The sequence below is a fragment of the Variovorax sp. MSC1_012 genome (assembly GCF_023667525.1).
Taxonomy (GTDB): Bacteria; Pseudomonadota; Gammaproteobacteria; order Burkholderiales; family Burkholderiaceae_C; genus Variovorax; species Variovorax beijingensis_B.
Window position 1 is genome coordinate 846,088 of record NZ_CM174443.1, and the last position, 24,984, is coordinate 871,071.

Sequence of the window (24,984 nt, forward strand, 5' to 3'; positions counted from 1 at the left end):
GACCTAGGGAAATCCCTGCCTTGGACTGAAACCGGTTTCATATAAGCTGCAAGCATTGCTTTCGAGGCATGCGCATGGCCACGCCGTGTTCGCCCCACCCCATGAACTACCAGTTTCAATTCGACGCCGTCTTTGCTGCCTGGCCGCTGCTGCTCAAGGGCACCTGGATCACGATCCAGCTCTCGCTCGTTGCCACGCTGCTGGGCCTGGTGGTCGCGATTTTTTGCGCCTGGGGCAAGACCTCGGGGCCCGGTTGGCTGCGCTTTTTCATCAACGCCTACATCGAGGTGATCCGCAACACGCCGTTCCTCGTGCAGCTGTTCTTTTTCTTCTTCGCGCTGCCGGCCATCGGGCTGCGCTGGTCGCCGCAGACGGCCGCGCTGGTGGCCATGGTGGTGAACCTTGGCGCCTACGCCACGGAAATCATCCGCGCGGGCATCGAGTCGATTCCCAAGGGGCAGATCGAGGCGGGCAGGGCGCTCAACCTCAAGCCCTGGGAGATCTTCCGCTTCGTGATCATCAAGCCCGCGCTCAAGGCCATCTACCCGGCGCTCACGAGCCAGTTCATCTTGCTGATGCTGAGCTCGGCCGTGGTGTCGGTCATCTCGGCCGATGACCTGACCTCGGTGGCCGCCAACCTGCAGTCGCAGACCTTCCGCAGCTTCGAGATCTACATCGTGGTGGCCGCCATCTACCTTGCGCTGGCGCTGGCCTTCTCGGCGATGTTCAAGCTGATCTACAAGCGCACGCTCAACTACCCGGACCGCCGGTAGCAGGCCCCAGAGCGGAGCAGGAAAAAACCATGCGTACCTTCGGCTTTCCCGAATTCCTTTTCATCCTCGAAGCGGCCAAGTGGACGCTTGCGCTGTCGGCCATCGCCTTCGTGGGCGGCGCGATCCTGGGGCTCGCCATCGCGCTCATGCGCACGTCGGAGTCGCCCTGGGCGCGCGGCGTGTCGACCACCTTCATCCAGATCTTCCAGGGCACGCCGCTGCTGCTGCAGCTGTTCCTGGTGTTCTTCGGCGCGCCGGTGCTGGGGCTGGACATCAACCCCTGGGTGGCGGCCGGCGTCGCGCTCATCCTGAACAGCGCCGCCTTCCTCGGCGAGATCTGGCGCGGCTGCATCGAGGCCATTCCGCGCGGCCAGTGGGAGGCGGCGCAGGCGCTCAACCTCAAGTACGCAGCGCGCATGCGCGACGTGGTGCTGCCGCAGGCGCTGAAGATCGCGCTCGCGCCCACGGTGGGCTATGTGGTGCAGATCATCAAGGGCACATCGCTCGCCGCGATCATCGGCTTCGTCGAGGTCACGCGCGCCGGGCAGATCGTCAACAACGCCACCTTCCAGCCGCTGGTCGTGTTCTCGGTGGTGGCCGCCATCTACTTCGCGATCTGCTGGCCGCTGTCGCTGCTTGCAGCCCGCATGGAGCGCAAGCGTGCCCGTGCGTTGGTCCGCTGATTCCTTTCCCTTTCTCATTGCTTCCTTCTTTATCCAGGAGACACTTTCCATGACCCGTACCACCACCCGCCGCGCAGCGCTGGCAGCCCTCGCATCCCTGGGACTGGGCGCCGCACTCACCGTGTTCGCACCCTTCGCCTCGGCACAGACCGTGGCCGACATCAAGAAGAAGGGCGAGATCACCATTGGCATGCTGGTCGACTTTCCGCCCTACGGCACCACCAATGCGCAGAACCAGCCCGACGGCTACGACGCCGACGTGGCCAGGCTGCTGGCCAAGGACTGGGGCGTCAAGGCCAACATCGTGCCGGTGACCGGCCCGAACCGCATTCCCTTCCTGCTGACCAACAAGGTCGATGTGCTGGTCGCTTCGCTGGCCATCACGCCGGAGCGCGCCAAGCAGGTGCAGTTCTCGCAGCCCTACGCGGCCGCGACCATCGTGCTCTATGGCGCCACCAAGACCCCCATCAAGGCGGCCGGCGACCTGAAAGGCCTGCGCGTGGGCGTGGCGCGCGCTTCCACGCAGGACGTGGCCGTGACCAAGGCCGCACCGGAGGGCACCGAAATCCGCCGCTTCGACGACGACGCCTCGGCCATGCAGGCGCTGATGTCGGGCCAGGTCGATGCGATCGGCTGCTCGGTCACCGTGGCGGCGCAGATTGCCAAGCGCGTGCCCGCCGGCACCTACGAGAACAAGTTCACGCTGGTGCAGCAGTCGATGGGCATCGCGATGCGTCCGGGCCAGGAAGAGCTGGCCAAGGCCGTGAACGAATTCGTCGCGAAGAACACCGCCAATGGCGAGCTCAACAAGCTCTACCAGAAGTGGCTGCAGGCCGACCTGCCCAAGATGCAGTGAGCTTCGAAGGCTGAAGAAGAAGGAATCCTGGCATGACGACGGAATCGATCATCCGCATGGAAGCGGTCAACAAGTGGTACGGTGAATTCCAGGTGTTGACCGGCATCGACCTGTCGGTGCGCCAGGGCGAGCGCATCGTGATCTGCGGGCCTTCGGGCTCGGGCAAGTCCACGCTCATCCGCTGCATCAACCGGCTCGAGACGGTGCAGAAGGGCCGCATCGTGGTCGATGGCATCGAGCTCACGGCCGGCGGCAAGAACGTGGACGCGGTGCGCGCCGAAGTGGGCATGGTGTTCCAGCAGTTCAACCTGTTTCCGCACCTCACCATCCTGGAGAACTGCACGCTGGCGCCGATGCGCTCGCGCGGCATGACCCGTGCACAGGCCGAAGAGGTGGCCATGAAGTACCTCACGCGCGTGCGCATTCCCGAGCAGGCCGGCAAGTACCCTAGCCAGCTTTCGGGCGGCCAGCAGCAACGCGTGGCGATTGCGCGGGCGCTGTGCATGGCGCCCAAGATCATGCTGTTCGACGAGCCCACCTCGGCGCTCGACCCCGAGATGGTCAAGGAAGTGCTCGACACCATGATCGGCCTGGCCGAAGACGGCATGACCATGCTGTGCGTGACGCACGAGATGGGCTTTGCCCGCAGCGTGGCCGACCGCGTGATCTTCATGGCCGACGGAAAGATCGTCGAGCAGGCGCCGCCGCAGGAATTCTTCGGCAATCCGAAGGACGAGCGCACGCGCCAGTTCCTCGGCCAGATCCTGAGTTCGCACCAGGCCCACTGATGTCCCTCCAGGTACTGATTTCTCTGTCGTCCTTCGGTGCGGCCGAGGTGGGTAGGCATGGGCAGCTCTGGTGTGCGCAGATGGCGCTGGAGGCCGGTGCCGATTCGGTCGAGGTGCGCGGCGAGATGCTGCGCAACGCCGACGCGGAGCTGCCTGCGCTGGCCGGCCTGGCCTCGGTGTATTCGAGCCCCGAAGGGCTCTGGGCCGAAGGCGGCTGGCTCGACAGCGCCGCGCTGGCGCGCGGCATCGCGGCCGCAACCAGGCTGGGTGCCCGGCGGCTCAAGATGTCGATCGGCGACTTCCGCGCTTCTTCGCACGGTTCGCTCTGGGGCCTGAAGGTGCAGCTTGCGGAAACCCGCGTCGAACTGCTGATCGAGAACGACCAGACCGTGCGCGCCGGCACGCTGCCCGCGCTGCAGGCCTTCTTCGATGCGGCCGACCGCGCCGGCGTCGAACTCGGCATGACCTTCGACATGGGCAACTGGCACTGGCTCGGCGAGTGCCCGCTGCAGGCCGCACAGGCGCTGGGCCGCCGCGTGCGCTACGTGCACTGCAAGGGCGCGCAGCGGCTGCCGCACAAGTGGGTGGCGGTGCCGCTGGCCGACTCGGCCGCGCCGTGGCGCGCGGTGCTGCGCACGCTGCCCGCCGATGTGCCGCATGCCATCGAATATCCTCTGGTGGGCGACGACCTGCCGGCCGTCGTGCGCGCGCAGGTCGACTTCATCCGCGCTGCGCGGGCCTAGGGAGAAACACATGACAGAACCCACTGCTTTCGACGTCGCCCTGTTCGGTGAAGCCATGCTGCTGCTCGTGGCCGACCGGCCCGGCCCGCTGGAGGACGCGCAGGCGTTCCACAAGCGCACGGCCGGCGCCGAGACCAACGTGGCCATCGGCCTCTCGCGCCTGGGGCTCAAGGTGGGCTGGGCCAGCCGCCTGGGCACCGACTCGATGGGGCGCTACCTGATCGCGGCGATGAAGGGCGAGGGCATCGACTGCTCGCACGTCATCTGCGACCCGGCGCAGCGCACCGGCTTCCAGTTCAAGGGCCGCGTCACCGACGGCAGCGATCCGCCGGTCGAATACCACCGCAAGGGCTCGGCCGCGAGCCAGATGGGCCCGGCCGATGTCGATGAGGCCTGGCTGCGCTCGGCGCGCCACCTGCATGCCACGGGCGTGTTCGCGGCCATCTCCGACACCAGCCTGCAGGCTGCGCTCAAGTCCATGGAGGTGATGCGCGCGGCCGGCCGCACGATCTCGTTCGACACCAACCTGCGGCCCACGCTGTGGCCGTCGACCGAGACCATGCGCCACTGGATCAACGAGCTGGCCTCGCGCGCCGACTGGGTGCTGCCGGGCATCGAGGAAGGCCTGCTGCTCACCGGCCATGACAAGCCCGAAGACGTGGCGAGGTTCTACCGCGACCGCGGCGCGAAGCTCGTGGTCGTCAAGCTCGGCGCCGCCGGTGCCTACTACGACAGCGACGTGGCCGGCACCGGGCATGTCGACGGCTTTCCGGTGAAGGAAGTGATCGACACCGTGGGCGCGGGCGACGGCTTCGCGGCCGGCGTGGTGAGCGCATTGCTCGAGGGCAGGAGCGTGCCCGAGGCCGTGCGCCGCGGCGCCTGGATCGGCGCGCGCGCGGTGCAGGTGCTGGGCGATACCGAAGGCTTGCCGACGCGTGCGCAACTCGAAGAAGCGGGACTCTGACCATGACGACAAAAAAGAACGTGCTTGTTTTTCGGCCATTGCCCGAAGACCAATTGGTGCGCCTGCAGGTCGCGCACCATGTGACCGTGGCCGATCCGCGCAAGGAGCCTGAGGCTTTTGCCACGGCGCTGCGCACCGCGAACGGCCTCATAGGTTCGAGCCACACCGTGGATGCTGCGCTGCTCGACGCGGCACCGCAGCTCCAGGTGATTTCGAGCGTGTCGGTCGGTGTCGACAACTATCCGCTCGCGGAACTTCACAAGCGCGGCATCGTGCTGTGCCACACGCCCGACGTGCTGACCGAGACTGTGGCCGACACGGTGTTCGCGATCCTGATGGCCACGCAGCGCCGCGTGGTCGAGCTCTCGAACCTCGTGCGCGAAGGCCGCTGGACGAAGAACATCGGCGAAGAACTCTTCGGCACCGACGTCCATGGCAAGACGCTCGGCATCCTCGGCTTCGGCCGCATCGGCCAGGCCGTGGCACGGCGCGCCGCGCTGGGCTTCGGCATGCCGGTGCTCTACCACGCGCGCCGCCCGGTCGACCTGGCCGCGCAGGCGCCCGAACTGCAGGGCCTCGCCACGCACACACCACTCGACGAGCTGCTCGCGCGCTCGGACATCGTGCTGGCAATGCTGCCGCTGACCGATGCGACGCGCGGCATGATCGACGCCGCCTTCTTCGCGTGCATGAAGCCCGGCGCGGCCTTCATCAACGGCGGCCGTGGCGCCACGGTGGACGAAGAAGCGCTGCTGCACGCGCTGGACCACGGCACGCTGCGCGCGGCCGGGCTCGACGTGTTCGCGAAGGAGCCGCTCCCCGCCGATTCGCCGCTGCGCACGCATCCGCGCGTGACGCCGCTGCCGCACATCGGATCGGCCACGCACGAGACGCGGCACGCCATGGCGGAACTTGCGACGACCAACCTGCTGCAGGCATTGGCCGGCGAGAAGCCGACTGCGCCGTACGACACGGCGGCTGCATGAGTCCCTTGAGGATTTTCTCCCTCCCCTTTCGGGGGAGGGCGGGGGTGGGGGCCAGCGGCGCGTCCATCGAGCGCTCTGCCTGCCCCCATCCCAACCTTCCCCCGGCGGAGGAAGGAGCAAATCCATGAACCCCAGCGGCCGCGCCACCATCGCCGACGTCGCCGAGGCGGCGGGCGTTTCCAAGGCGACCGTCTCGCGCTTTCTCAACCACCGCGAGCGGCTGCTGAGCCGCGACATCGCGGCGCGCGTGGAGGCGGCCATCGCCAAGCTGGCCTACACGCCGAGCCCGATGGCGCAGGCGCTGAGCCATGGGCGCTCGCGGCTCATCGGCCTGATCGTGGCCGACATCACCAACCCCTATTCGGTGGCCGTGCTGCGCGGCGCCGAGAAGGCCTGCCAGGACGCCGGCTACCTCGTGATGCTGTTCAACCTGGGTAACGAGAGCGAACGCGAGCGCGAAGCCATCGATGCGCTCGCGGGCTACCAGGTCGACGGCTTCATCCTCAACACGCTGGGCCGCGGCAGCAACGTGGTCGATGCGGTCACGCTGCACGGCAAGCCCGCGGTGCTGGTGGACCGCCGCCACACCGGCATGCACACCGACTTCGTCTCGCTCGACAACCATTCGGCCATGCGCGACACCTGCGGCCACCTCGTCGAGGGCGGCTACCGTGAACTGCTCTACGTGACGGAGCCGCAGAAGGGCGTGAGCTCGCGGCGCGAGCGCACGGCCGCCTTCGGTGCCTGCGTGGCCGCGCACGAGCCGCGCGTGGCGGGCGAGGTGTTCGAAAGCGTCGAGGGCGACAGCGATGCGCTCGACGAGGCATTGCGTGCCCTGCGCCAGCGCGCCAGGCGCGGGCGCCGGGCGGCGGTGGTCGCGGGCAATGCGGTGGTCACGCTGCGCATCGCGCAGTCGATGGCGCGGTTGGGCTGGCAGTTCGGGCAGGACCTGGGCTTCGTCGGCTTCGACGATCCCGAATGGGCTTCGCTGATCGGCCCCGGCCTGAGCACCGTGGCGCAGCCGACCGACGCCATCGGCCGCACGGCCGCCACTTGCCTGATCGAGCGGCTGCGAGGGCTGGATGCCGCACCGCGCCAGCTGCTGCTGCCGGGGCAACTGGTGGTGCGGGGCTCGTCGCAGCCGGCCTAGGCGCCGCGCAGGCGCCGGCCGCTCAGGCGATTTCGGCGATCAGCTCGATCTCGACGCAGGCACCCATCGGCACCTGCGCCACGCCGAACGCGCTGCGCGCATGCGCGCCCTTCTCGGGGCCGAACACTTCGGCGAAGAATTCGCTCGCGCCGTTGGTCACGAGGTGCTGTTCGGTGAACGTACCCACGGAGTTGACCAGGCTCATGACCTTGACGATGCGCGTGACCTTGTTCAGGTCGCCCACGGCCGCATGCAGCGTGCCGAGCAGGTCGATGGCAATGGCGCGCGCGGCCTGCTTGCCTTCTTCGGTGCCGATGTTTGCGCCGAGCTGTCCGGCCCACACCTTGCCGTCCTTTTTGGCGATGTGGCCCGAGAGGAAAACGAGGTTGCCGGTGCGCACGAAGGGCACGTAGGCCGCGGCGGGGGCGGCGACCGGGGGCAGGGTGATGCCGAGGCTGGAAAGCTTGTCGTAAACGCTCATTGAAGATCCTTTTCAGTGGGTTGCGATTGAGTCTGTGATTGTGACTGCGCGGCCTCTTCGGCCTGCGCGCGCAGCTCCTCGATGGGGCGCACCGTCACGCCCACCTTGAGCGTGTGGCGCGCGCCGCCGTGCAGCACGCCGCGCATCGGCGAGACGTCGGAGTAGTCGCGGCCGATCGCGAGCGCGACATAGTCTTCGCCCGGCTGGCGCCCGTTGGTGGGGTCGAAGTCGGCCCAGCCGCCGGCGCTTTCGGGGCCGTCGCCCGCGCCCGGCAGGTAGACCGACACCCAGGCGTGCGAGGCATCGGCGCCCACCAGCCGCGGCTGGCCCGGCGGCGGCTGCGTGAGCAGGTAGCCGCTCACGTAGCGCGCCGGCAGGCCCATGACGCGGAAGCAGGCGATCATGATGTGGGCGAAGTCCTGGCACACGCCCTTGCGCTGCGCCAGTGCCTCGGCGGCGGGCGTGTTGATCTCGGTGCTGTCGGCGTCGTAGGCGAAGTCGCGGTACATGCGCTCGGTGAGGTCCATCGCCACGTCGAAGGTCGGCCGCTCGGGTGCGAAGCTCGCGCGGGCATAGGCTGCGAAGTCGTCATGGCGCGGCACGTAGGGCGACGGAAACACGAACTCCGAGGCCGGGTCGAAGATGGCGTCCTTGCGGTAGCGGAAGCGCTCGCGCACGGCCTCCCAGGGCAGCTCGCGCGCAATGGCGGGCGCGAGCTGCGGCGTCGAGGTTTCGACCACGCTTTCGGCCGTGACGACCAGGCTGTCGTGCGTGGCCTCGAGCGCGAAGAAGGCGCGGGTGTTTCCGTAGACGTCGGGCACTTCGCTGCGCTGGGCAGGCTGCGGCTCGATCGCGAGCTTGTGGCTCACGAGCCGCTGCGAACCGGTGGCCAGCGGCTTCAGGTGGGCCAGGTGCTGCGCCGTTTCGACCGCGGGCGAATATTCGTAGCGGGTTTCGTGCGTGACGTGAAGGAGCATGGGGCCTCGCAGGGGAAAGCGCAGTCAGGCTCCGACCGAGCGCAGCGATTCGGAAGTGAGCGTGAAATAGCGCGTGCCGACGGCGTCGGACACATGGTAGGCCGCCGTCTCGCAACTGGCCAGAAGCTGGACCAGTGCCGGGTAGTCGGCCTCGGCGCCGGCCGCGCAGAGATGCTCGAGCGTCCAGGCGGCGGGATCGGGCAGTTCGTACGACAGCGCGGTGAGCTTGCCGGGCGCGCTGCCGGCCAGGCGCGCAATGCGCCCGCGCAGCGTCTGCGTGACCCACGCCAGCGAGCGCGGGTTCTCGGCATCGAGCACCAGCAGGTCGACCAGCGTGGCCACGTCGCGCCGCTGCTGGTAGCGGGCGTGGAAGGTGATGGTGCTGTCGAACAGCGCCACCATGGCTTCGAAGCCGCTCACTTCGTGCACGGCGCCGTTCTCGAAGCCGGCCTCCAGCGCGCTCGCAAGAAAGCCCAGCCGTTCGATGTGGCGGCCGATCGACAGCAGGCGCCAGGCGTCGTCGCGCGTCATGCGGTCGGTCTGCGCGCCGGTCATGGCGGCGAGCGCGGTGCTGGCGGATTCGAGCGCGCGCAGCGCGGCGCCGGTGGCGAAGCTGCCTTCGCCAGCCTGCTCGGCCGCGCGCCGCAGGAAGTCGGCCTCGGCGCGCACGATCTGGTTCCAGGTGTCCTGCGAGAGCCGTTCGCGCACGGCGGCGGCGGCCTGCCGGATGCAGCGCAGGCTGAAGCCCACGCTGCCGCCGCGCTCCACGTCTCCGAGCTCGGCGATCAGCGCGCGTTCGAACACGCGGCGCGACTGTGGCGCGCTCGGCGCCTCGGCCGGCACCAGCGCATTGCGCAGCGCCATGCGGTGCAGCCAGTCGAGCAGCGGGCGCGACGACTGGTCTTCGCTGCCCAGCAGATTGAGCGTGAGGCGCGCGAGGCGCACCGCGTTTTCGGCGCGCTCGGTGTAGCGGCCGAGCCAGAACATGTTCTCGGCCGCGCGGCTGGTCACGGGCGCGCGGTGCCGCGCGAGCGAGGCCGGCGTGGCATGCGGCTGCAGCAGTGTGGTGCGGTCGACTTCGCCGTGCGTCTGCACCCACACGTCGGCGCTGCTGCCGCCGCGCTGCATGGAGGCGATCTGCGCATCGCGGCCCGCCAGCCGCGCCAGCCCGCCCGGCAGCACGCGCCAGGACTGCGGCCCATCGCTCACCGCAAAGACGCGCAGCAGCATCGCGCGCGGCGCGATGTGGCCTGGGCCCATGTCATTGGCCCAGGTGGGCATCTGCGACAGCGGCAGGTAGCTCTGGACCGTGTGGGCCTCGCCCTCGCGCACGATGCGGCCGGCCCATTCGTCGAGCTGGCGCCGGCTCAGCTGGCTGCCGAGCACCGCGTCGAAGCTGGTCTGTCCGTCGGACCCGGGATAGGTGGGCTTGATGGCGCAGTCGCCGAGCTGCGGCAGCACCGCCTCGAGCGCGGCGCGCTCGCCGCACCACCAGGTCGGCAGCGCCGGCAGCTTGAGCTTTTCGCCGATGAGGCGGCGCGCGAGCCCGGGCAGGAAGCCCAGCAGCGCGGGCGATTCGAGGAAAGCCGAGCCCGGCATGTTGGCCACCAGCACATTGCCGGCCCGAATCGCCTGCAGCAGGCCCGGCACGCCCAGCGTGGAATCGGGGCGCAGCTCGAGCGGGTCGAGGAACTGGTCGTCCAGCCGCTTGATGAGACCGTGCACCGGCCGCAGCCCCTGCAGGGTCTTGAGGTAGAGGCGCTGGTCGCGCACGGTGAGGTCGCTGCCCTCGACCAGCGTCAAGCCCAGATAGCGTGCCAGGTACGCGTGCTCGAAGTAGGTTTCGTTGTAGGGGCCGGGCGTCAGCAGCGCGATGTGCGGCGGCGCGCCGGCCGGGCACATGCGCTGAAGGCCGTCCATCATGGCGCTGTAGGTTGCGGCCAGGCGCTGCACCTGCAGGGCCTCGAAGGCCTGCGGGAACTGGCGCGTGATGGCCAGTCGGTTCTCGAGCAGGTAGCCCAGGCCCGAGGGTGCCTGGGTGCGCTGCGACACCACCCACCAGTTGCCGTCGGGCCCGCGGGCGAGGTCGAAGGCCGCGATGTGCAGCCATGTGTCGCCCGGCGGTTTCACGCCGTGCAGGGCGCGCAGGTAGCCGGGGTGGCCGCACACCAGCGCCGCCGGCAGCAGGCCTTCGGCCAGCAGCTGCTGCGGGCCGTAGACATCGGCCATCACGCGGTCGAGCACGCGCATGCGCTGCAGCACGCCGGTTTCGATCTGGCTCCAGCTCTCGGGCGAGACGATCAGCGGGAACAGGTCGAGCGACCAAGGGCGCTGCGGCCCGTCGGCGTCGGCATAGACGTTGTAGGTGACGCCGTTGTCCCGGATCTGCCGCTCGAGGCTGACTGCGCGCCTTGGCAGGTCGCTGAAGCCGCCCGGGCCGAGCTGCTCGAAGAAGGCGTTCCAGGCGGGCGTGAGGGGCGGGGTGTCGCCGGAGGGGGGCTGAAGGACCTGGGTCTGGGTTTGGGCCTGCGACGGACCTGGCGGCTGCGCCGCAGCGTCGTAGAGCATGGGCGGCATCGGCGCCAATGCCGCGGTGCCCGCGGCCGGCCGCGCGGGCACCGCGGGCGTGGCCTGCCCGCGCAGTTCATCGAAGTGGCCGGGTAGGGCGGCCGGCGCGAGCGCCGACGCCAGGGCGGCTGGAAATTCCAGCGCCTGGGCGTCGAACAGGGATTCGTTCAGGGGTTCCACAGGAGGTGGATTGTCACATTGCCGTCACCGGTCGGATGACGGGCGATGTGCTGAATGTCCTCTTGCGGGCTTTTCAAACCCCTCTTAGCGCCGCAAATCGAGCGTGAACGGGAATTCGCGGCTGCCCGCGAGCTCGATGGTGGCCGGCGGCGTGCGCATCAGACCCGGTGTGTGGCCCATGCGCGTGAAGCGCGACATGCGCCGGCTTTCCGCCTCGTAGGCATTGACCGGAAAGGTGTCGTAGTTGCGCCCGCCGGGGTGGGCCACGAAGTACCGGCAGCCGCCCAGCGAGCGCTTCATCCAGGTGTCGACGATGTCGAAGGTCAGCGGTGCATGGGCGCCGATGCTCGGATGCAGCGCCGATGGCGGGTTCCAGGCCTTGTAGCGCACGCCCGCCACGAACTCGCCGACGGTGCCCGTGGGCTGCAGCGGCAGCACCTTGCCGTTGACGGTGATCACGTGGCGGCTTTCGTTCAGGCCGGTCACGCGCACCTCGATGCGCTCGAGCGACGAATCGACGTAGCGCACCGTGCCGCCGGCGGAGCCTTCCTCGCCCATCACGTGCCAGGGCTCCAGCGCATTGCGCAGCGACAGTTCCACGCCCATGGCCTGCACTTGGCCCACCAGCGGAAAGCGGAACTCCAGGTGCGGCGCGAACCAGTCGGCATCGAAGGCGAAGCCGGCCTGGCGCATCTCGCTGATCACGTCGTCGAAATCCATCCTGACGAAGGTCGGCAGCAGGAAGCGGTCGTGCAGCTCGGTGCCCCAGCGGGTGACGGGTGCCTTGTACGGCTCGTCCCAGAAGCGGGCCACCAGCGCGCGAATGAGCAGCTGCTGCGCAATGCTCATGCGCGCATGCGGCGGCATCTCGAAGGCGCGCAGCTCCAGCAGGCCGAGGCGGCCGGTGCTCGAGTCGGGCGAGTAGAGCTTGTCGATGCAGAACTCGCTGCGGTGGGTGTTGCCCGACACGTCGATCAGGATGTTGCGCAGCGTGCGGTCCACCAGCCAGGCCGGCATGTTCTGGCCGTGGATCTCGCGGCTCCTCGCGATTTCCTTCAGCGCAATTTCGAGCTCGTAGACCTGGTCGTTGCGCGCCTCGTCCACGCGCGGCGCCTGGCTGGTCGGGCCGATGAACATGCCCGAGAACAGGTAGCTCAGCGAGGGGTGGTTGTGCCAGTAGAGCAGGAGGCTCGCGAGCAGCTCGGGCCGGCGCAGGAACGGGCTGTCGGCCGGCGTGGCGCCGCCCATCACGAAGTGGTTGCCGCCGCCGGTGCCGGTGTGGCGCCCGTCGGTCATGAACTTCTCGGCCGAGAGGCGGGTCTCGAACGCGGCGTTGTAGAGGAACTCGGTGTGGGCGACCAGTTCCTTCCAGTTGTGGGCCGGATGGATGTTGACTTCGATCACGCCCGGGTCGGGTGTGACGGCCAGCATCTTCAGGCGCGGATCGCGCGGCGGCGGATAGCCTTCCATCACGATGCGCATGCCAAGCTGCTGGGCGGTGGCTTCGACGGCCGCGACCAGGTCGAGGTAGTCCTCCAGGCGCGCGAGCGGCGGCATGAAGACGTAGAGCACGCCCGAGGCGCTGCCCTTTTTCTCGGCCGCGGGGCCGTTGGCGCGGCGCGGATCGCGCACTTCGACGCACAGCGCGGTGCGTGTGACCCAGTGGGCCGACTCGCCGCGCACCGGCTGGCGCGTGGACGGCGTGGCGGAGGAACGGGTGGCTGCTGCTGCGGCGGCATCGCCGCTCGCGGCTGTGCCTGCTGCGGCCGTCTCGCCCGGCGCCTGCATGCGCAGGGCCGCAGGCACCACTGGCGGCGCGCCGAAGGCATAGGGCACGGCGCCCAGGTCGGCGCCCGCCGCGCCGCCGGCCGGCACGGTATAGCGCGCACGGTAGTCGGCCGAACTCGGCAGCGCAGCGCGCGGCGCGGTGGGATCGCGCTCGACCAGGTAAGGGTAGTCGCCCTTGCTGGCCCAGGGCTGTGAATCGAGTGGCAGGCGGTAGCCCATCGGCGAATCGCCCGGGATCAGGTAGAGCCGGTCGTCGCGCAGGAACCAGGGGCCGGTTTTCCAGCCCGGGCCTTCGAGTGCCGGCGCGTCGGCATCGGCATTGGCGGGTTCGAGCGGCAGCATGTAGCCGATGACCGCGTCGAGCTTCTGCGTGAACACGCGGCGCAGGCGGACGCGCTCGAGCTCGTCGTCGAGCTTCGATTCGAAGGGGTCGACGTTGACCGGCAGGCGGCGTTCGCGCCAGAGGTAGTAGTAGACGTCTTCGTAGCCGGGCTGGACGTAGCGCTCGGTGATGCCGAGCTTGTGCGCCAGCACGGTGGTGAAGCGGCGCGCGTCTTCGCTCGTGTAGTGCGTGGGCACGCGCTCGTCGGCAAAGAGTTCGGGGTCGTGCCAGAGCGTCTGGCCGTCGGCGCGCCAGAAGATCGACAGCGCCCAGCGCGGCAGCTGCTCGCCCGGGTACCACTTGCCCTGGCCGAAATGCAGGAAGCCGCCCTGGCCGTATTCGGCGCGCAGCTTGTGCACGAGCTCGGTGGCGTAGCCGCGCTTGGTGGGGCCGAGCGCATCGGTGTTCCACTCGGGCGCGTCGCGGTCGCTGGTGGCCACGTAGGTGGGCTCACCGCCCATCGTGAGCCGCACGTCGCCGGCTTTCAGGCGCGCATCGACCGCATCGCCGAGCGCGAGCACCTCGGCCCACTGTTCCTCGGTGTAGGGCTTGGTCACGCGCGGCGATTCGTAGATGCGCGTGACCTTCATCTCATGGCCGAAGTCGACCTCGGCTTCGTCCACTGCGCCTTCGATGGGCGCGGCGCTCGAAGGCGTGGGCGTGCAGGCGAGCGGAATGTGCCCTTCGCCGGCCAGCAGGCCCGAGGTGGCGTCAAGGCCGATCCAGCCCGCGCCCGGCAGGAAGACCTCGCACCAGGCGTGCAGGTCGGTGAAGTCGACCGTGGTGCCGCTCGGGCCGTCGAGCGCCTTCACGTCGGGCGTGAGCTGGATCAGGTAGCCCGAGACGAAGCGCGCGGCCAGGCCGCAGTGGCGCAACAGCTGCACCAGCAGCCAACCCGAGTCCCGGCAGGAGCCGCTGCCGCTGGCAAGTGTTTCTTCCGGCGTCTGCACGCCGGGCTCCATGCGGATCAGGTAGTTGACGTCCTGCTGCACCTGCTGGTTGAGGCCGACCAGAAAATCGATGGTGCGCTGCTCCTTGCGCTCGATCTTGTCCAGGTAGGCCGACAGTAGCGGCGTGGGTTCCTCGGTGACGAGGTAGGGCGCGAGTTCCTCGGCCTGCGAGGCGGTGTACTTGAACGGGAAGTTCTCGGCCTGCGGCTCGAGGAAGAAGTCGAAGGGGTTGTAGACCGCCATCTCGACGACCAGGTCGACCGTGACCTTGAACTCGCGCGTCTTCTCGGGAAACACGAGCCGCGCCTGGTAGTTGGCGAACGGGTCCTGCATCCAGTTGACGAAGTGCTCGGCCGGCTCGACCTGCAGCGAATACGAGATGACGTTGCTGCGGCAGTGCGGCGCGGGACGCAAGCGCACGACCTGCGGGCCCAACTGCACCAGGCGGTCGTATTTGTAGTGGGTGACGTGGTGGAGTGCGGCGTGAATGGACATGCGTTTTGTGTGCAGTACTGCGAGATTGCATCGAAAAGATGTCTCTTGTGAGACGCATACTAGCCTAGGGCCTGTCACCAATTAAGCGCCTTCGAGAATTGGTGGCAGGCCCTGGTAGCAAAGCAATTAACGCGCCACTGAGCGTGAGTCTGGGGAGGGTTTGCACCATGTGTTCTGGAGTTTGCCGGTGAGGCCGGCGCACGCGTCCGGCGGCGCCGTTGCCGCATCGTGGGCCTTTGCTGCGCTGGGCGGATCGCTGCTCGGCGCGGCCTTGCAGTTGCACCAGCCGAGGCTGTGGAGCGCGGGTGCCTATGCGGCGCTACTCTTCGCAGGCTTGGCCGGCATGGCGGCACTGTCGCGCCGATGGCGCCGGCCGCTTCGCGCATGGCGCATGCCGGCAGGGCTTGCGATCGTCCTTGCGCTGGCCTGCGGTGCGCTTGCCGCCGGCGGGCTCGCGGGCTGGCGCGCGGTGGCCTATGCAGGGGGCGCACTGGACCCGGCCCTCGAAGGCCGCGACCTGCAGGTGGTGGGCGTGGTCGCGCAGATGCCCCAGCGCAACGAGGGCGGCACGCGCTTTCGGCTCGATGTGGAGTCGGCGCGCTGGGCTGACGGGCGCGCCGGGGCTGCGCCGCGCGTTCCGGCGCGCATCGCGCTCGGCTGGTACCGCGAGGACAGCGCTCTTTGGGGACGCGCGACGGAAGGCCGTGCCGCAGCCGGCGATGCGGCTGCGCTGCATGCCGGCGAACGCTGGCGCCTCACGGTGCGGCTCAAGGCGCCGCACGGCAATCTCAATCCGCATGGTTTCGACAACGAACTGTGGCTCTGGGAGCAGGGCGTGCACGCCAGCGGCTATGTGCGAACCGGTGCCCGCGACGCCGCGCCGGCACATCTGCAATCCACGTGGCTGCATCCCGTCGAGCGTGCGCGGGAGGCGGTGCGCGACGCGGTGTTCGAGCGCGTGGCCGACGCGCGGCAGGCGGGCGTCATCGCCGCACTCGTCACCGGCGACCAAAGCGCCATCGATCGCAGCGACTGGGATGTCTTTCGCGCCACCGGCGTGGCGCACCTGATGTCGATCTCGGGGTTGCACATCACCATGTTCGCCTGGCTCGCCGCGCATGTGGTGGGTGCGCTCTGGCGGTGCAGCGGCCGACTGATGCTTCGCGTTCCCGCGCCGCAGGCCGCGCTGGCCGGCGGCGTGCTGCTTGCCGGGCTCTATGCGCTTTTCAGCGGCTGGGGCGTGCCTTCGCAGCGCACGGTGTGGATGCTCGCGACCGCGGCGCTGCTGCGGCTCACGGGGCGGCGCTGGCCATGGCCCCATGTCTGGCTGCTGATCGCGGCGGTGGTGGTGGCCGTCGACCCGTGGGCGCTGATGCAGGCCGGTTTCTGGCTCAGCTTCGTGGCGGTCGGCATCCTGTTCGCGACCGGCTTCATGCGGCCGGCCGAGGAGGCGGCGGGCAGATCGGCCCGGCTGCTGGCGTTCTTCCGCGAGCAATGGGTGATCACGCTGGCGCTGACGCCATTGAGCCTGCTGCTTTTCCAGCAGGTGTCGGTGGTGGGCCTGCTGGCCAATGCAGTGGCCATCCCTTGGGTCACGCTGGTGGTCACGCCGCTGGCAATGCTGGGCACCGTGGCGGCGCCTCTGTGGACGCTGGCCGCATGGGCCGTGCAGGCGCTGGCCGTGCTGCTGAGGTGGCTGGCCGCACTGCCGTATGCCACGCTCTCGATGGCGGCGCCGCCTGTATGGATGGCGGCCTGCGGCGTGGCGGGCGGCGTCCTGCTCGCCATGCGGCTGCCGTGGTCGCTGCGCACGCTGGGCCTGCCGCTCCTCCTGCCGGTGCTGCTCTGGCACGCGCCCCGGCCGGCCATGGGGCAGTTCGAACTGCTGGCCGCGGACATCGGGCAGGGCAACGCGGTGCTGGTGCGCACCGCAACGCACAGCCTGCTGTACGACGCGGGCCCGCGCTACAGCCTCGAGAGCGACGCCGGCCATCGCGTGCTCGTGCCGCTGCTGCGCGCCTTCGATGAGCGGCTGGACACGCTGGTGCTGAGCCACCGCGACAGCGACCACACCGGCGGCGCGCCCGCGGTGCTCGCGATGCAGCCGCAGGCGAAGCTGTTGAGCTCGATCGAAGCCGCGCACCCGTTGCAGTCGGTACGGCCGGCCCGGCGCTGCGAGGCGGGCCAGCGCTGGAACTGGGATGGGGTGGATTTCGAGGTTCTCCACCCGGCGCCGGCCGACTATCTGTCGTTCACCAAGCCCAATGCCATTTCCTGCGTGCTGCGCATCGCCAACGGCCGCGCCACGGTGCTGCTGGCCGGCGACATCGAGCGCCTGCAGGAGGCCGCGCTGGTGTCGCGCACGGCCGATCTGCTCGCCGACGTGCTGCTCGCGCCGCACCATGGCAGCAAGACTTCGTCGAGCGCGCTGTTCCTCGAAGCGGTGCGCCCGCGCATCGCGCTGGTCCAGGCGGGCTACCGCAACCGTTTCGGCCACCCGGCCCCGGAAGTGGTCGAGCGCTATGCCGAGCAGGGCGTGAAGCTGGTCGAGAGCGTGCCCTGCGGCGCCGCGCTGTGGCGCAGCCAGGAACCGGCCGAAGTCGGCTGCGAACGGGAGCGCAATGCCCGCTATTGGCACCACCGCCTGCCGTGAAAGCGGGCGGCGGCGCGGTGTTTCGCCTCAACATAGGGCTTTCACTGGCCTCGAACTTGCTAAGCTATGGCTCAAGGAGATTGGTCGTTCCATGCACAAATTCGACGAGATGTATGAGCAGTTGCCCTATGCGGGGGCTGCGATCCGACAGCACTACAAGCGCTACGACCAATGGCTCGCGAAGCAACCCGGCGAGGTGATGCGATCGCGGCGCGAAGAGGCGGAAATGATCTTCCGCCGGGTCGGCATCACCTTTGCGGTGTACGGCGCCAAGGACGAGGACGGTTCCGGCACCGAGCGGCTCATCCCGTTCGACCTGCTGCCGCGGATCATTCCCGCCCACGAGTGGGAGAGCATGGAAAAGGGACTGGTGCAGCGCGTGACGGCGCTCAACCGCTTCCTGCATGACGTCTACCACGACCAGGAAATCATCAAGGCCGGCATCATTCCGGCCGAGCAGATCCTCCACAACGCGCAGTTCCGCCCCGAGATGATGGGCGTCAACGTGCCGCACAACGTGTACTCCAACATCTCGGGCATCGACATCGTGCGCGCGCCCGATGCCCAGGGCAACGGCGAGTACTACGTGCTCGAAGACAATCTGCGCGTGCCCAGCGGCGTGAGCTACATGCTGGAGAACCGCAAGATGATGATGCGGCTCTTCCCCGAGCTGTTCAACCAGAACCGCATCGCGCCCGTGGCGCACTACCCCGACCTGCTGCTCGAGACGCTGCGCGCCAGCGCGCCGGCCGCCACGGCCGAGCCCACGGTGGTGGTGCTCACGCCCGGCATGTACAACAGCGCCTACTTCGAGCATGCCTTCCTTGCCCAGCAGATGGGCGTCGAACTGGTCGAGGGGCAGGACCTGTTCGTGAAGGACAACTTCGTCTACATGCGCACCACGCGCGGGCCGCGGCGCGTCGACGTGATCTACCGCCGCGTCGACGACGACTTCCTCGACCCCGAGGTGTTCCGCCCCACGTCCACGCTCGGCTGCGCGGGCCTGATGCGCGCCTACCGCGACGGCAACGTCGTCATCTGCAATGCCGTGGGCACCGGCGTGGCCGACGACAAGTCGATCTACCCCTACGTGCCCAAGATGGTCGAGTTCTACCTCGGCGAAAAGCCGATCCTGAAGAACGTGCCCACCTACATGTGCCGCAACAAGGACGAGCTGCAGTACACGCTCGACAACATGAAGGACCTGGTCGTCAAGGAGGTGCACGGCGCCGGCGGCTACGGCATGCTGATCGGCCCGGCCGCCACGCAGGCTGAGATCGAGGACTTCAAGAAAGCCGTGATCGCCAAGCCCGACGGCTACATCGCGCAGCCCACGCTGAGCCTGTCGACCTCGCCGACCTTCGTCGATGCCGGCATTGCCCCGCGCCACATCGACCTGCGCCCCTTCGTGCTTTCAGGCAGCGAAGTTCAGATGGTGCCCGGCGGCCTCACGCGCGTGGCGCTCAAGGAGGGCTCGCTGGTGGTCAATTCATCGCAGGGCGGCGGCACCAAGGACACCTGGATCCTCGAAGCCGACCGCGCCCCCCGGCCCAACAAGGCGGCACAGTCGCAAAGCCAATCGTAGGAGCACAAACGATGCTGTCACGCACCGCCGATCATCTTTACTGGATGTCCCGCTACACCGAGCGCGCGGAGAACACCGCCCGCATGCTCGACGTCAACTACCAGACCTCGCTGCTGCCCCAGTCGGCCGAAGTGGCCAAGTACGGCTGGCAGGGCGTGCTTTCCATCAGCGAGCTGCTGCCTTCGTACAACAAGAAGTACGAGCAGATCACGCCGCACGACGTGATGGAGTTCATGGTCAAGGACGAGAGCAATCCGTCCTCGATCCTTTCGTGCCTCAAGGCCGCGCGCGAGAATGCGCGGGCGGTTCGCGGCGCGCTCACCACCGAAGCCTGGGAAACGCAGAACACCACCTGGCTCGAAGTCAACCGCATGCTGCGCGCCGGCGATTTCGAGCGCGACCCGGCGCAGTTCTTCGAATGGGTCAAGTTCCGCTCGCACCTGTCGCGCGGCGTCACGCTCGGCACCATGCTGCAGGACGAGGCGTTCTACTTCTCGCGCCTTGGCACCTTTCTGGAGCGCGCCGACAACACCGCGCGGCTGGTGGACGTGAAGTTCCACGCGCTCAACAGCGAATTCTTCGGCACCGCCACGGAAGAAGACCAGGAGTACGACTTCTATCACTGGAGCGCGATCCTGCGCAGCGTCTCGGCCTTCGAGGTGTACCGCAAGGTGTACCGCGACGTGATCAAGCCCGAGCGCGTGGCCGAGCTGCTCATTCTTCGCGCCGACATGCCGCGCTCGCTGCATGCGAGCCTGGTCGAAGTGGTGAACAACCTCGCCAAGGTGCAGAACGAGCAGAGCGCCGAAACCCAGCGACGCGCCGGCAAGCTGCTGGCCGACCTGCAGTACGCGCGCGTCGACGAGATTCTCGCGACCGGGCTGCATGCCTACCTCACGCAGTTCCTCGACCGGGTGAACGAACTCGGCGGGCGGATCAGCCAGGACTTCCTGGTGCCGGCGCACTGACCAGGCCACCCCGGCGGGCCGTCGTCAGCGCGAGAACGACTCGACGGTCACCGGGATCTTCGGCGGCTGCCAGCGATACGCAGCGTCCAGCACGTTGCGCTCCGGCATCTGGTGGCTCCAGCGAATCTTGAGCAGGTCCATCAGGGTCCAGGCCGTCCAGTCGGCGCGAAAGGGCTGCTGCTGCGCGGTGCCGTCCGGCAGCGCCTGCCGGTTGCGCCAGATCACCGCCGGAATGCGGTAGCCCGACGCGGTCGAAGGGCTGTGGCCCGCACGGTCGCTGCCATGCCCCACTTCCTGGCCGTGGTCCGACAGGTAGATCCACGCACGGTAGTCATTCGGCTGGCCCGTGCTGCGCGTCTGCTGTAAAAGCTCGGACACCACGAAATCGTGATACAGCAGCGCGGCGTCGTACTCCTGGCGGAAGCGGCGTACCCAGGCCGACCGGCCGTCCTTCACCAGGCCGGTCTCGACCGCGTCGATGTCGTCGTCGAACGGATTGGCGTTCTCGGGAAAGCGCAGGCTGTAGTGCGGATGTGCGCCCATGAGGTGAACCACGATCAGCTTGCGGTCGGTGCCCGCGTCCTGCAGCGCTTCCTGCACGCAGTCGAGGATCTCGCCGTCCAGCGAGGCACTGGCGCGGCCGGGCGTGCGGTTCACCATGTCCACCACATCGGCGAAACGCGCATGCTGCTGCTCGATGGCCAGGTCGTCGTGGTTGCTGATCCACCAGACCTTGTAGCCGGCGGCGCGTGCCAGCGCCAGCAGGTGCGGCGGGTTCTCGCTCTCGGGCAGGCCGAAGTGGAACATGTTGCGCAGCGCGGGCAGGGTGCTTGCATCCGCCGACCATGCATGGCGCAGCACGGCCATCTGGCCACCGGCCTGCGCCTTGTGCGCCAGCAGGCGCGGCGTGGTGGGGCGGCCGTAGCCATAGAGCGCCATGTTGTCGCGGTTGATGCTGTCGGTGATCACCAGCACCACCGTCGACGGACCGGCCTCCGACGGCACGGGCGCGATCTCCCTGGCGCGCGCCATCATGCGGTCGCGCACCTGCTGCTGGTCGGCCCATGCGGCGCGCAGCGCCTGGACCGAATGCGACCACTGGGTCCAGAAGACCGCAGGGTGAAGTCGGCGCCATGGCTTGCTCGCGTAGGCCAGGCAGGCGAGCAGCAGCACGGCGAACACCAGCGATTTCAGCCAGAAAGGCAGATGCATGCGCGAGCCAGGCGATGCCGAAACCGAAGCCGCCACCGCACCGCGCCGCACGAACACCGCCGCCAGCATGCCGGCGGCCAGCACTGCCATCGACCAGACGACGGCGGATCGCCAATGCATCCTCAGGTATTCGGTACTTTCGCGCGCATTGGTATTGGCCACGGCGCCCAGCACCATGGCCCCATCGGGTGCCGCCTGGTAGGTGTCGAGCAGGTAGGCACGCATCACGCCGTCGAGCGCGAAGCCCATGGCCCAGAGCCAGACGCATCCTGCGCGCACGCGCCGCAGCCGTGCGCTGCGCAGCGGCCACGCGAGCCACAGCACCATCGGCGCGGCGAGCACCGCGAGCTGCGCGATGCGCCGGCCGTCATGGCCCAGCGCGATGAGTGCCAGCAGCGTGGCGCCGACCGCGCCGCAGGGGAACAGGGGGTGCCGGTGCGAGGCGTTCCGGGCAGCGGACGCTTCTGAGTGGAGGGTGGTCAATCGTGCAAAGCGGGAGGTCGGAAGGGCGGGCGCATTTTGCCCCGGGGCGTGCGCGGTGCCTGCCAGAGTCCGGGCTGCGACGGGGTCTTTGGCGCGGCACTGCGGGATATCCCGACGGAACTTATTGCGTCTCGCGGGCCCAGACGGGCTCGCCCGGCATCGCCGGGCATTCTTCTTGAAGCCCGATAGAAAGGAACCCCCGCTCCATGTCCAGATCCAGCCGACTGCCCGCGCTGCTCCTCGCATTCGTTCTCTCGTGGATGGCATTGCCGTCCGCATTCGCCGCCGAGCGGCAGATGGTCAGTTCCGCGGCCAAGACCCTGAACATGCGCACCGGTCCGGGCCAGCGCTACGAAGCGCACTGGACCGTGGGCAAGGGCTACCCGTTCCGCGTCATCGGCAGGAAGGGCGACTGGCTGCGGGTCAGCGACTTCGAGAACGACAAGGCATGGGTCTACCGCCCGATGACCGGCAAGACGCCGCACCATGTGGTGAAGGCGAAGGTGGCCGTCCTGCGCAGGTCTCCAAGCACGCGCAGCCCGGTGGTGAAGCGGGCGGTCTATGGCGACGTGCTGCGCACGCTCGAGCGCCGGGGCGACTGGGTCAAGGTCCGGCACGAAGGCGGCGGCACCGGCTGGGTGGCGCGGCGCCTGGTCTGGGGCTGGTAAGCTGGCGCTGTCAGCAGGCCTCAGGTCGCCGTGGCCTGCCGCACCGCGCGTTCCCAGCGCGCCATCGACTCCTCGGCTTGCGCGCGGCCCATGGTCGGCATGAAGCGCCGCTCCACCTTCCACAGTTTCGACAGCTGCCGCGCGTCGCTGTAGACGCCGGTCGACAGGCCCGCAAGGTAGGCGGCGCCGAGCGCGGTGGTCTCGATCACTTCGGGCCGCACCACGGGAATGCCCAGCAGGTCGGCCTGGAACTGCATCAGCAGGTCGTTCACGCTGGCGCCGCCATCCACGCGCAGTTCGGCCACGGGCGTGCCGCCGGCCGCGACCGCGTCGCGGCTCATGGCCTGCAGCAGCGCCGCGCTCTGGTAGGCGATGCTCTCGAGCGCGGCGCGCGCAATGTGCGCCACCGTGGTCCCGCGCGTGAGGCCGGTGATGGTGCCGCGCGCGTCGGCGTCCCAGTAAGGTGCGCCCAGTCCGGTGAAGGCCGGCACCATCATCACGCCGCCCGCGTCGGGCACGCTTTCGGCGAGCGACTGCACTTCGGCGCTGCCCTTGATGGCCTTGAGGCCGTCGCGCAGCCACTGCACCACGGCGCCGCCGACGAAGACGCTGCCTTCCATCGCGTACTGGGGCGTGGCGTCGGTCTGCGCGGCGCTGGTCACGAGCAGGCCGTTGTGCGAGGGCTGGAATTCTCCGCCGGTGTGCATCAGCAGGAAGCAGCCGGTGCCGTAGGTATTCTTGGCCATGCCGGCCGCAAAGCAGGCCTGGCCGAAGAGGGCGCTCTGCTGGTCGCCAGCCACGCCGCCGATGGGCAGTGCGCGGCCGAGCAGGGCGACATCGGTGTCGGCAAAGTGCGAGCTCGACGGCTGCACCCGGGGCATGAGCGCGGCGGGAATGTCGAGCGCCTTGAGCAGGTCGGCATCCCATTCGTTGCGGTGCACGTTGAAGAGCATGGTGCGCGAAGCGTTGCTCACGTCGGTGACGTGCACCTTGCCGCCGGTGAGCTGCCACATGAGCCAGCTGTCGACGGTGCCGAAGGCGAGTTCGCCGCCCTCGGCCTGCGCGCGTGCGCCGGGCACATTGTCGAGCAGCCAGCGCAGCTTGGTGCCGGAAAAATAGGCATCGATGACGAGCCCGGTCTTCTCCTGGATGGTGGCGGTCATGCCTTGCTCGCGCAGCTGCGCGCACATCGGTTCGGCGCGCCGGTCCTGCCAGACGATGGCGTGGTGTACCGGCTGGCCGGTCTTGCGGTTCCACAGCAGGGTGGTCTCGCGCTGGTTGGTGATGCCGATGGCGTGGATGTCGGTGGCCTGAAGCTTCGCCTTGACGAGCACTTCGCGTGCGGTGGCAAGCTGGCTCTGCCAGATCTCCATCGGGTCGTGCTCGACCCAGCCGGGGCGCGGATAGATTTGCGTGAGTTCCTTCTGCGCGATGGCGACGATTCGGCCTTCGCGGTCGAACACGATGCTGCGGGAGCTCGAAGTGCCTTGGTCGAGGGCGAGCAGGTAGGTCATGGCTTGAGTGGTCCTCGGGGTCGGGTCATGTCATTTGTTCCTGGCGCTGTTGTTCTTGTTGTTCAGGGCGTGTGCACAGAGCACCGGGTACTCCCCTCCGCGAATGTCCCCCGGCCTTCGGCCTCCTCCTTGATTTCGCTGCGGGGAGCACCCGATGCTCTGTGCACCTGGGCACGCTCTCGGTGAACCGCCGATAAACGACCGCTCGTTCCAACGATCACGTCGATGGGGTGCCTTGCGCAGCGAAATAAAGGAGGAGGGCGAAGCCCGGGGGACATTCGCGGAGCAAGGTACCCCGTCGGCGGGAGCGCGCCCTGAACGCAGCGCCAACCGCACAACAGAAGAGAAGCAAGGTTCCATCTTCAATCGCGCGCAATCTCGAGCCGAACCTGCGCCGCATGCAGCAGATCCGCAAAAGGCGCCGGCGGCTCCGCATCCGTGAACAGCCGGTCGATCTGCGACAGCGTGCCCAGCTGAATCATCGCGGGCCGGTTGAACTTGCTCGCGTCCGCTGCCAGCCACACCTCGCGCCCCTGCGCGATGATGGTTTGCGCCACCTTCACCTCGCGCAGGTCGAAGTCGCGCAGCGAACCGTCGGGCTCGATGCTCGACACGCCGATCAGCGCGATGTCCACCTTGAACTGGCGGATGAAATCGATGGTCGCCTCGCCCACGATCGCGCGGTCGCGCGGTCGCACCGAGCCGCCCGCCACGATCACCTCGCACGAGGTGTTGCCGCTCAGGATGGTCGCCACGTTCAGGTTGTTGGTGATCACGCGCAGGCCCGTGTGGCGCAGCAGCGCCTTGGCGATGGCCTCGGTCGTGGTGCCGATGTTGAGGATCAGCGAGCAATCGTTGGGCACCAGCTCGGCCACGCGCCGCGCGATGCGCGCCTTGCCCTCCGCGTGCAGCGTTTCGCGCTGCTGGTAGCCGATGTTCTCGGTGGTGGAACTCGGCACGCGCACGCCGCCATGAAAGCGCGTGAGCAATCCCTGGTCGGCCAGCCGCTGCACGTCGCGTCGCACCGTCTGCAGCGTGACGCCCAGCATGTCGGCCAACTGCTCGACGGTGACCGAGCCGCGCGTGCGCACGGTATCGAGAAGATTGATCTGGCGCGGATTGGAGTTCACGGAAACG

19 protein-coding genes are annotated in these 24,984 nt (G+C 68.6%); 12 read left to right on the forward strand and 7 right to left on the reverse strand.

The genetic code is table 11. The features are described from left to right. Window positions 1-101: 101 nt before the first annotated feature. From L1081_RS03935 to L1081_RS03970, 8 genes are all read left to right on the forward strand, one after another. Window positions 102-773 (forward strand): amino acid ABC transporter permease, encoded by a 672-nt coding sequence (locus L1081_RS03935; RefSeq protein ID WP_124961131.1) that lies wholly within the window; start codon window positions 102-104, stop codon window positions 771-773. A gap of 29 nt (window positions 774-802) precedes the next feature. Then, window positions 803-1,456: an ABC transporter permease subunit gene (locus tag L1081_RS03940; protein ID WP_489415280.1), complete on the forward strand. Its 654-nt coding sequence runs from the start codon at window positions 803-805 to the stop codon at window positions 1,454-1,456. Window positions 1,457-1,505: 49 nt separating this feature from the next. Beyond that, window positions 1,506-2,312, forward strand: a complete 807-nt coding sequence (locus tag L1081_RS03945) for a transporter substrate-binding domain-containing protein (protein ID WP_489415281.1) — start codon at window positions 1,506-1,508, stop codon at window positions 2,310-2,312. 32 nt (window positions 2,313-2,344) lie between these two features. Next, window positions 2,345-3,100, forward strand: coding sequence for an ATP-binding cassette domain-containing protein (locus L1081_RS03950; protein ID WP_489415282.1), 756 nt, complete (start codon window positions 2,345-2,347; stop codon window positions 3,098-3,100). Further along, entirely contained in the window at window positions 3,100-3,843 is a 744-nt protein-coding gene (locus L1081_RS03955; protein WP_489415283.1) for a sugar phosphate isomerase/epimerase family protein, read from the forward strand. Before L1081_RS03950 ends, L1081_RS03955 begins: the two co-directional genes overlap by 1 nt. Before the next feature lie 10 nt (window positions 3,844-3,853). Next, window positions 3,854-4,807 carry a PfkB family carbohydrate kinase gene (locus tag L1081_RS03960; RefSeq protein ID WP_489415284.1) on the forward strand — a complete coding sequence of 318 codons (954 nt, stop codon included), beginning with the start codon at window positions 3,854-3,856 and terminating at the stop codon, window positions 4,805-4,807. A 2-nt stretch (window positions 4,808-4,809) separates the two neighbouring features. Continuing rightward, a complete protein-coding gene (locus L1081_RS03965) occupies window positions 4,810-5,793 on the forward strand; it encodes an NAD(P)-dependent oxidoreductase (RefSeq protein ID WP_489415285.1) in 984 nt (327 codons plus the stop codon). 124 nt (window positions 5,794-5,917) lie between these two features. Next, entirely contained in the window at window positions 5,918-6,943 is a 1,026-nt protein-coding gene (locus tag L1081_RS03970) for a substrate-binding domain-containing protein (RefSeq protein ID WP_489415286.1), read from the forward strand. Between the two features lie 22 nt (window positions 6,944-6,965). Here L1081_RS03970 and L1081_RS03975 read toward each other — a convergent pair whose 3' ends face one another. From L1081_RS03975 to L1081_RS03990, 4 genes are all read right to left on the reverse strand, one after another. Beyond that, window positions 6,966-7,424, reverse strand: a complete 459-nt coding sequence (locus tag L1081_RS03975; protein WP_489415287.1) for an Atu1372/SO_1960 family protein — start codon at window positions 7,422-7,424, stop codon at window positions 6,966-6,968. Then, window positions 7,421-8,401, reverse strand: a complete 981-nt coding sequence (locus tag L1081_RS03980) for a transglutaminase N-terminal domain-containing protein (RefSeq protein ID WP_489415288.1) — start codon at window positions 8,399-8,401, stop codon at window positions 7,421-7,423. The genes L1081_RS03975 and L1081_RS03980 overlap by 4 nt, the downstream gene beginning before the upstream one ends. Before the next feature lie 24 nt (window positions 8,402-8,425). Next, entirely contained in the window at window positions 8,426-11,149 is a 2,724-nt protein-coding gene (locus L1081_RS03985) for a circularly permuted type 2 ATP-grasp protein (RefSeq protein ID WP_489415289.1), read from the reverse strand. Window positions 11,150-11,233: 84 nt separating this feature from the next. Next, window positions 11,234-14,764 carry a transglutaminase family protein gene (locus L1081_RS03990; protein ID WP_489415290.1) on the reverse strand — a complete coding sequence of 1,177 codons (3,531 nt, stop codon included), beginning with the start codon at window positions 14,762-14,764 and terminating at the stop codon, window positions 11,234-11,236. 187 nt (window positions 14,765-14,951) lie between these two features. On the opposite strand from L1081_RS03990, the gene L1081_RS03995 reads away from it, so the two are divergent. The 3 genes from L1081_RS03995 to L1081_RS04005 all read left to right on the forward strand — a co-directional run bounded on the left by L1081_RS03995 (window position 14,952) and on the right by L1081_RS04005 (window position 19,970). Next, entirely contained in the window at window positions 14,952-17,417 is a 2,466-nt protein-coding gene (locus L1081_RS03995; RefSeq protein WP_489415291.1) for a DNA internalization-related competence protein ComEC/Rec2, read from the forward strand. 91 nt (window positions 17,418-17,508) lie between these two features. After that, window positions 17,509-19,002, forward strand: a complete 1,494-nt coding sequence (locus tag L1081_RS04000; protein WP_489415292.1) for a circularly permuted type 2 ATP-grasp protein — start codon at window positions 17,509-17,511, stop codon at window positions 19,000-19,002. 11 nt (window positions 19,003-19,013) lie between these two features. Continuing rightward, entirely contained in the window at window positions 19,014-19,970 is a 957-nt protein-coding gene (locus tag L1081_RS04005; protein ID WP_012748499.1) for an alpha-E domain-containing protein, read from the forward strand. Window positions 19,971-19,994: 24 nt separating this feature from the next. Here L1081_RS04005 and L1081_RS04010 read toward each other — a convergent pair whose 3' ends face one another. Next, a complete protein-coding gene (locus L1081_RS04010; RefSeq protein ID WP_489415293.1) occupies window positions 19,995-21,665 on the reverse strand; it encodes a sulfatase-like hydrolase/transferase in 1,671 nt (556 codons plus the stop codon). A gap of 206 nt (window positions 21,666-21,871) precedes the next feature. On the opposite strand from L1081_RS04010, the gene L1081_RS04015 reads away from it, so the two are divergent. Next, on the forward strand, window positions 21,872-22,333 hold the full coding sequence (locus L1081_RS04015) for an SH3 domain-containing protein (RefSeq protein WP_489415294.1): 462 nt from the start codon (window positions 21,872-21,874) through the stop codon (window positions 22,331-22,333). A gap of 20 nt (window positions 22,334-22,353) precedes the next feature. Here the strand turns inward: L1081_RS04015 and glpK are convergent, their stop codons facing one another. Beyond that, window positions 22,354-23,847 (reverse strand): glycerol kinase GlpK, encoded by a 1,494-nt coding sequence (glpK, locus tag L1081_RS04020; RefSeq protein ID WP_489415295.1) that lies wholly within the window; start codon window positions 23,845-23,847, stop codon window positions 22,354-22,356. 362 nt (window positions 23,848-24,209) lie between these two features. Beyond that, window positions 24,210-24,977 (reverse strand): DeoR/GlpR family DNA-binding transcription regulator, encoded by a 768-nt coding sequence (locus tag L1081_RS04025; RefSeq protein ID WP_018907393.1) that lies wholly within the window; start codon window positions 24,975-24,977, stop codon window positions 24,210-24,212. Between the last annotated feature and the right edge of the window lie 7 nt (window positions 24,978-24,984).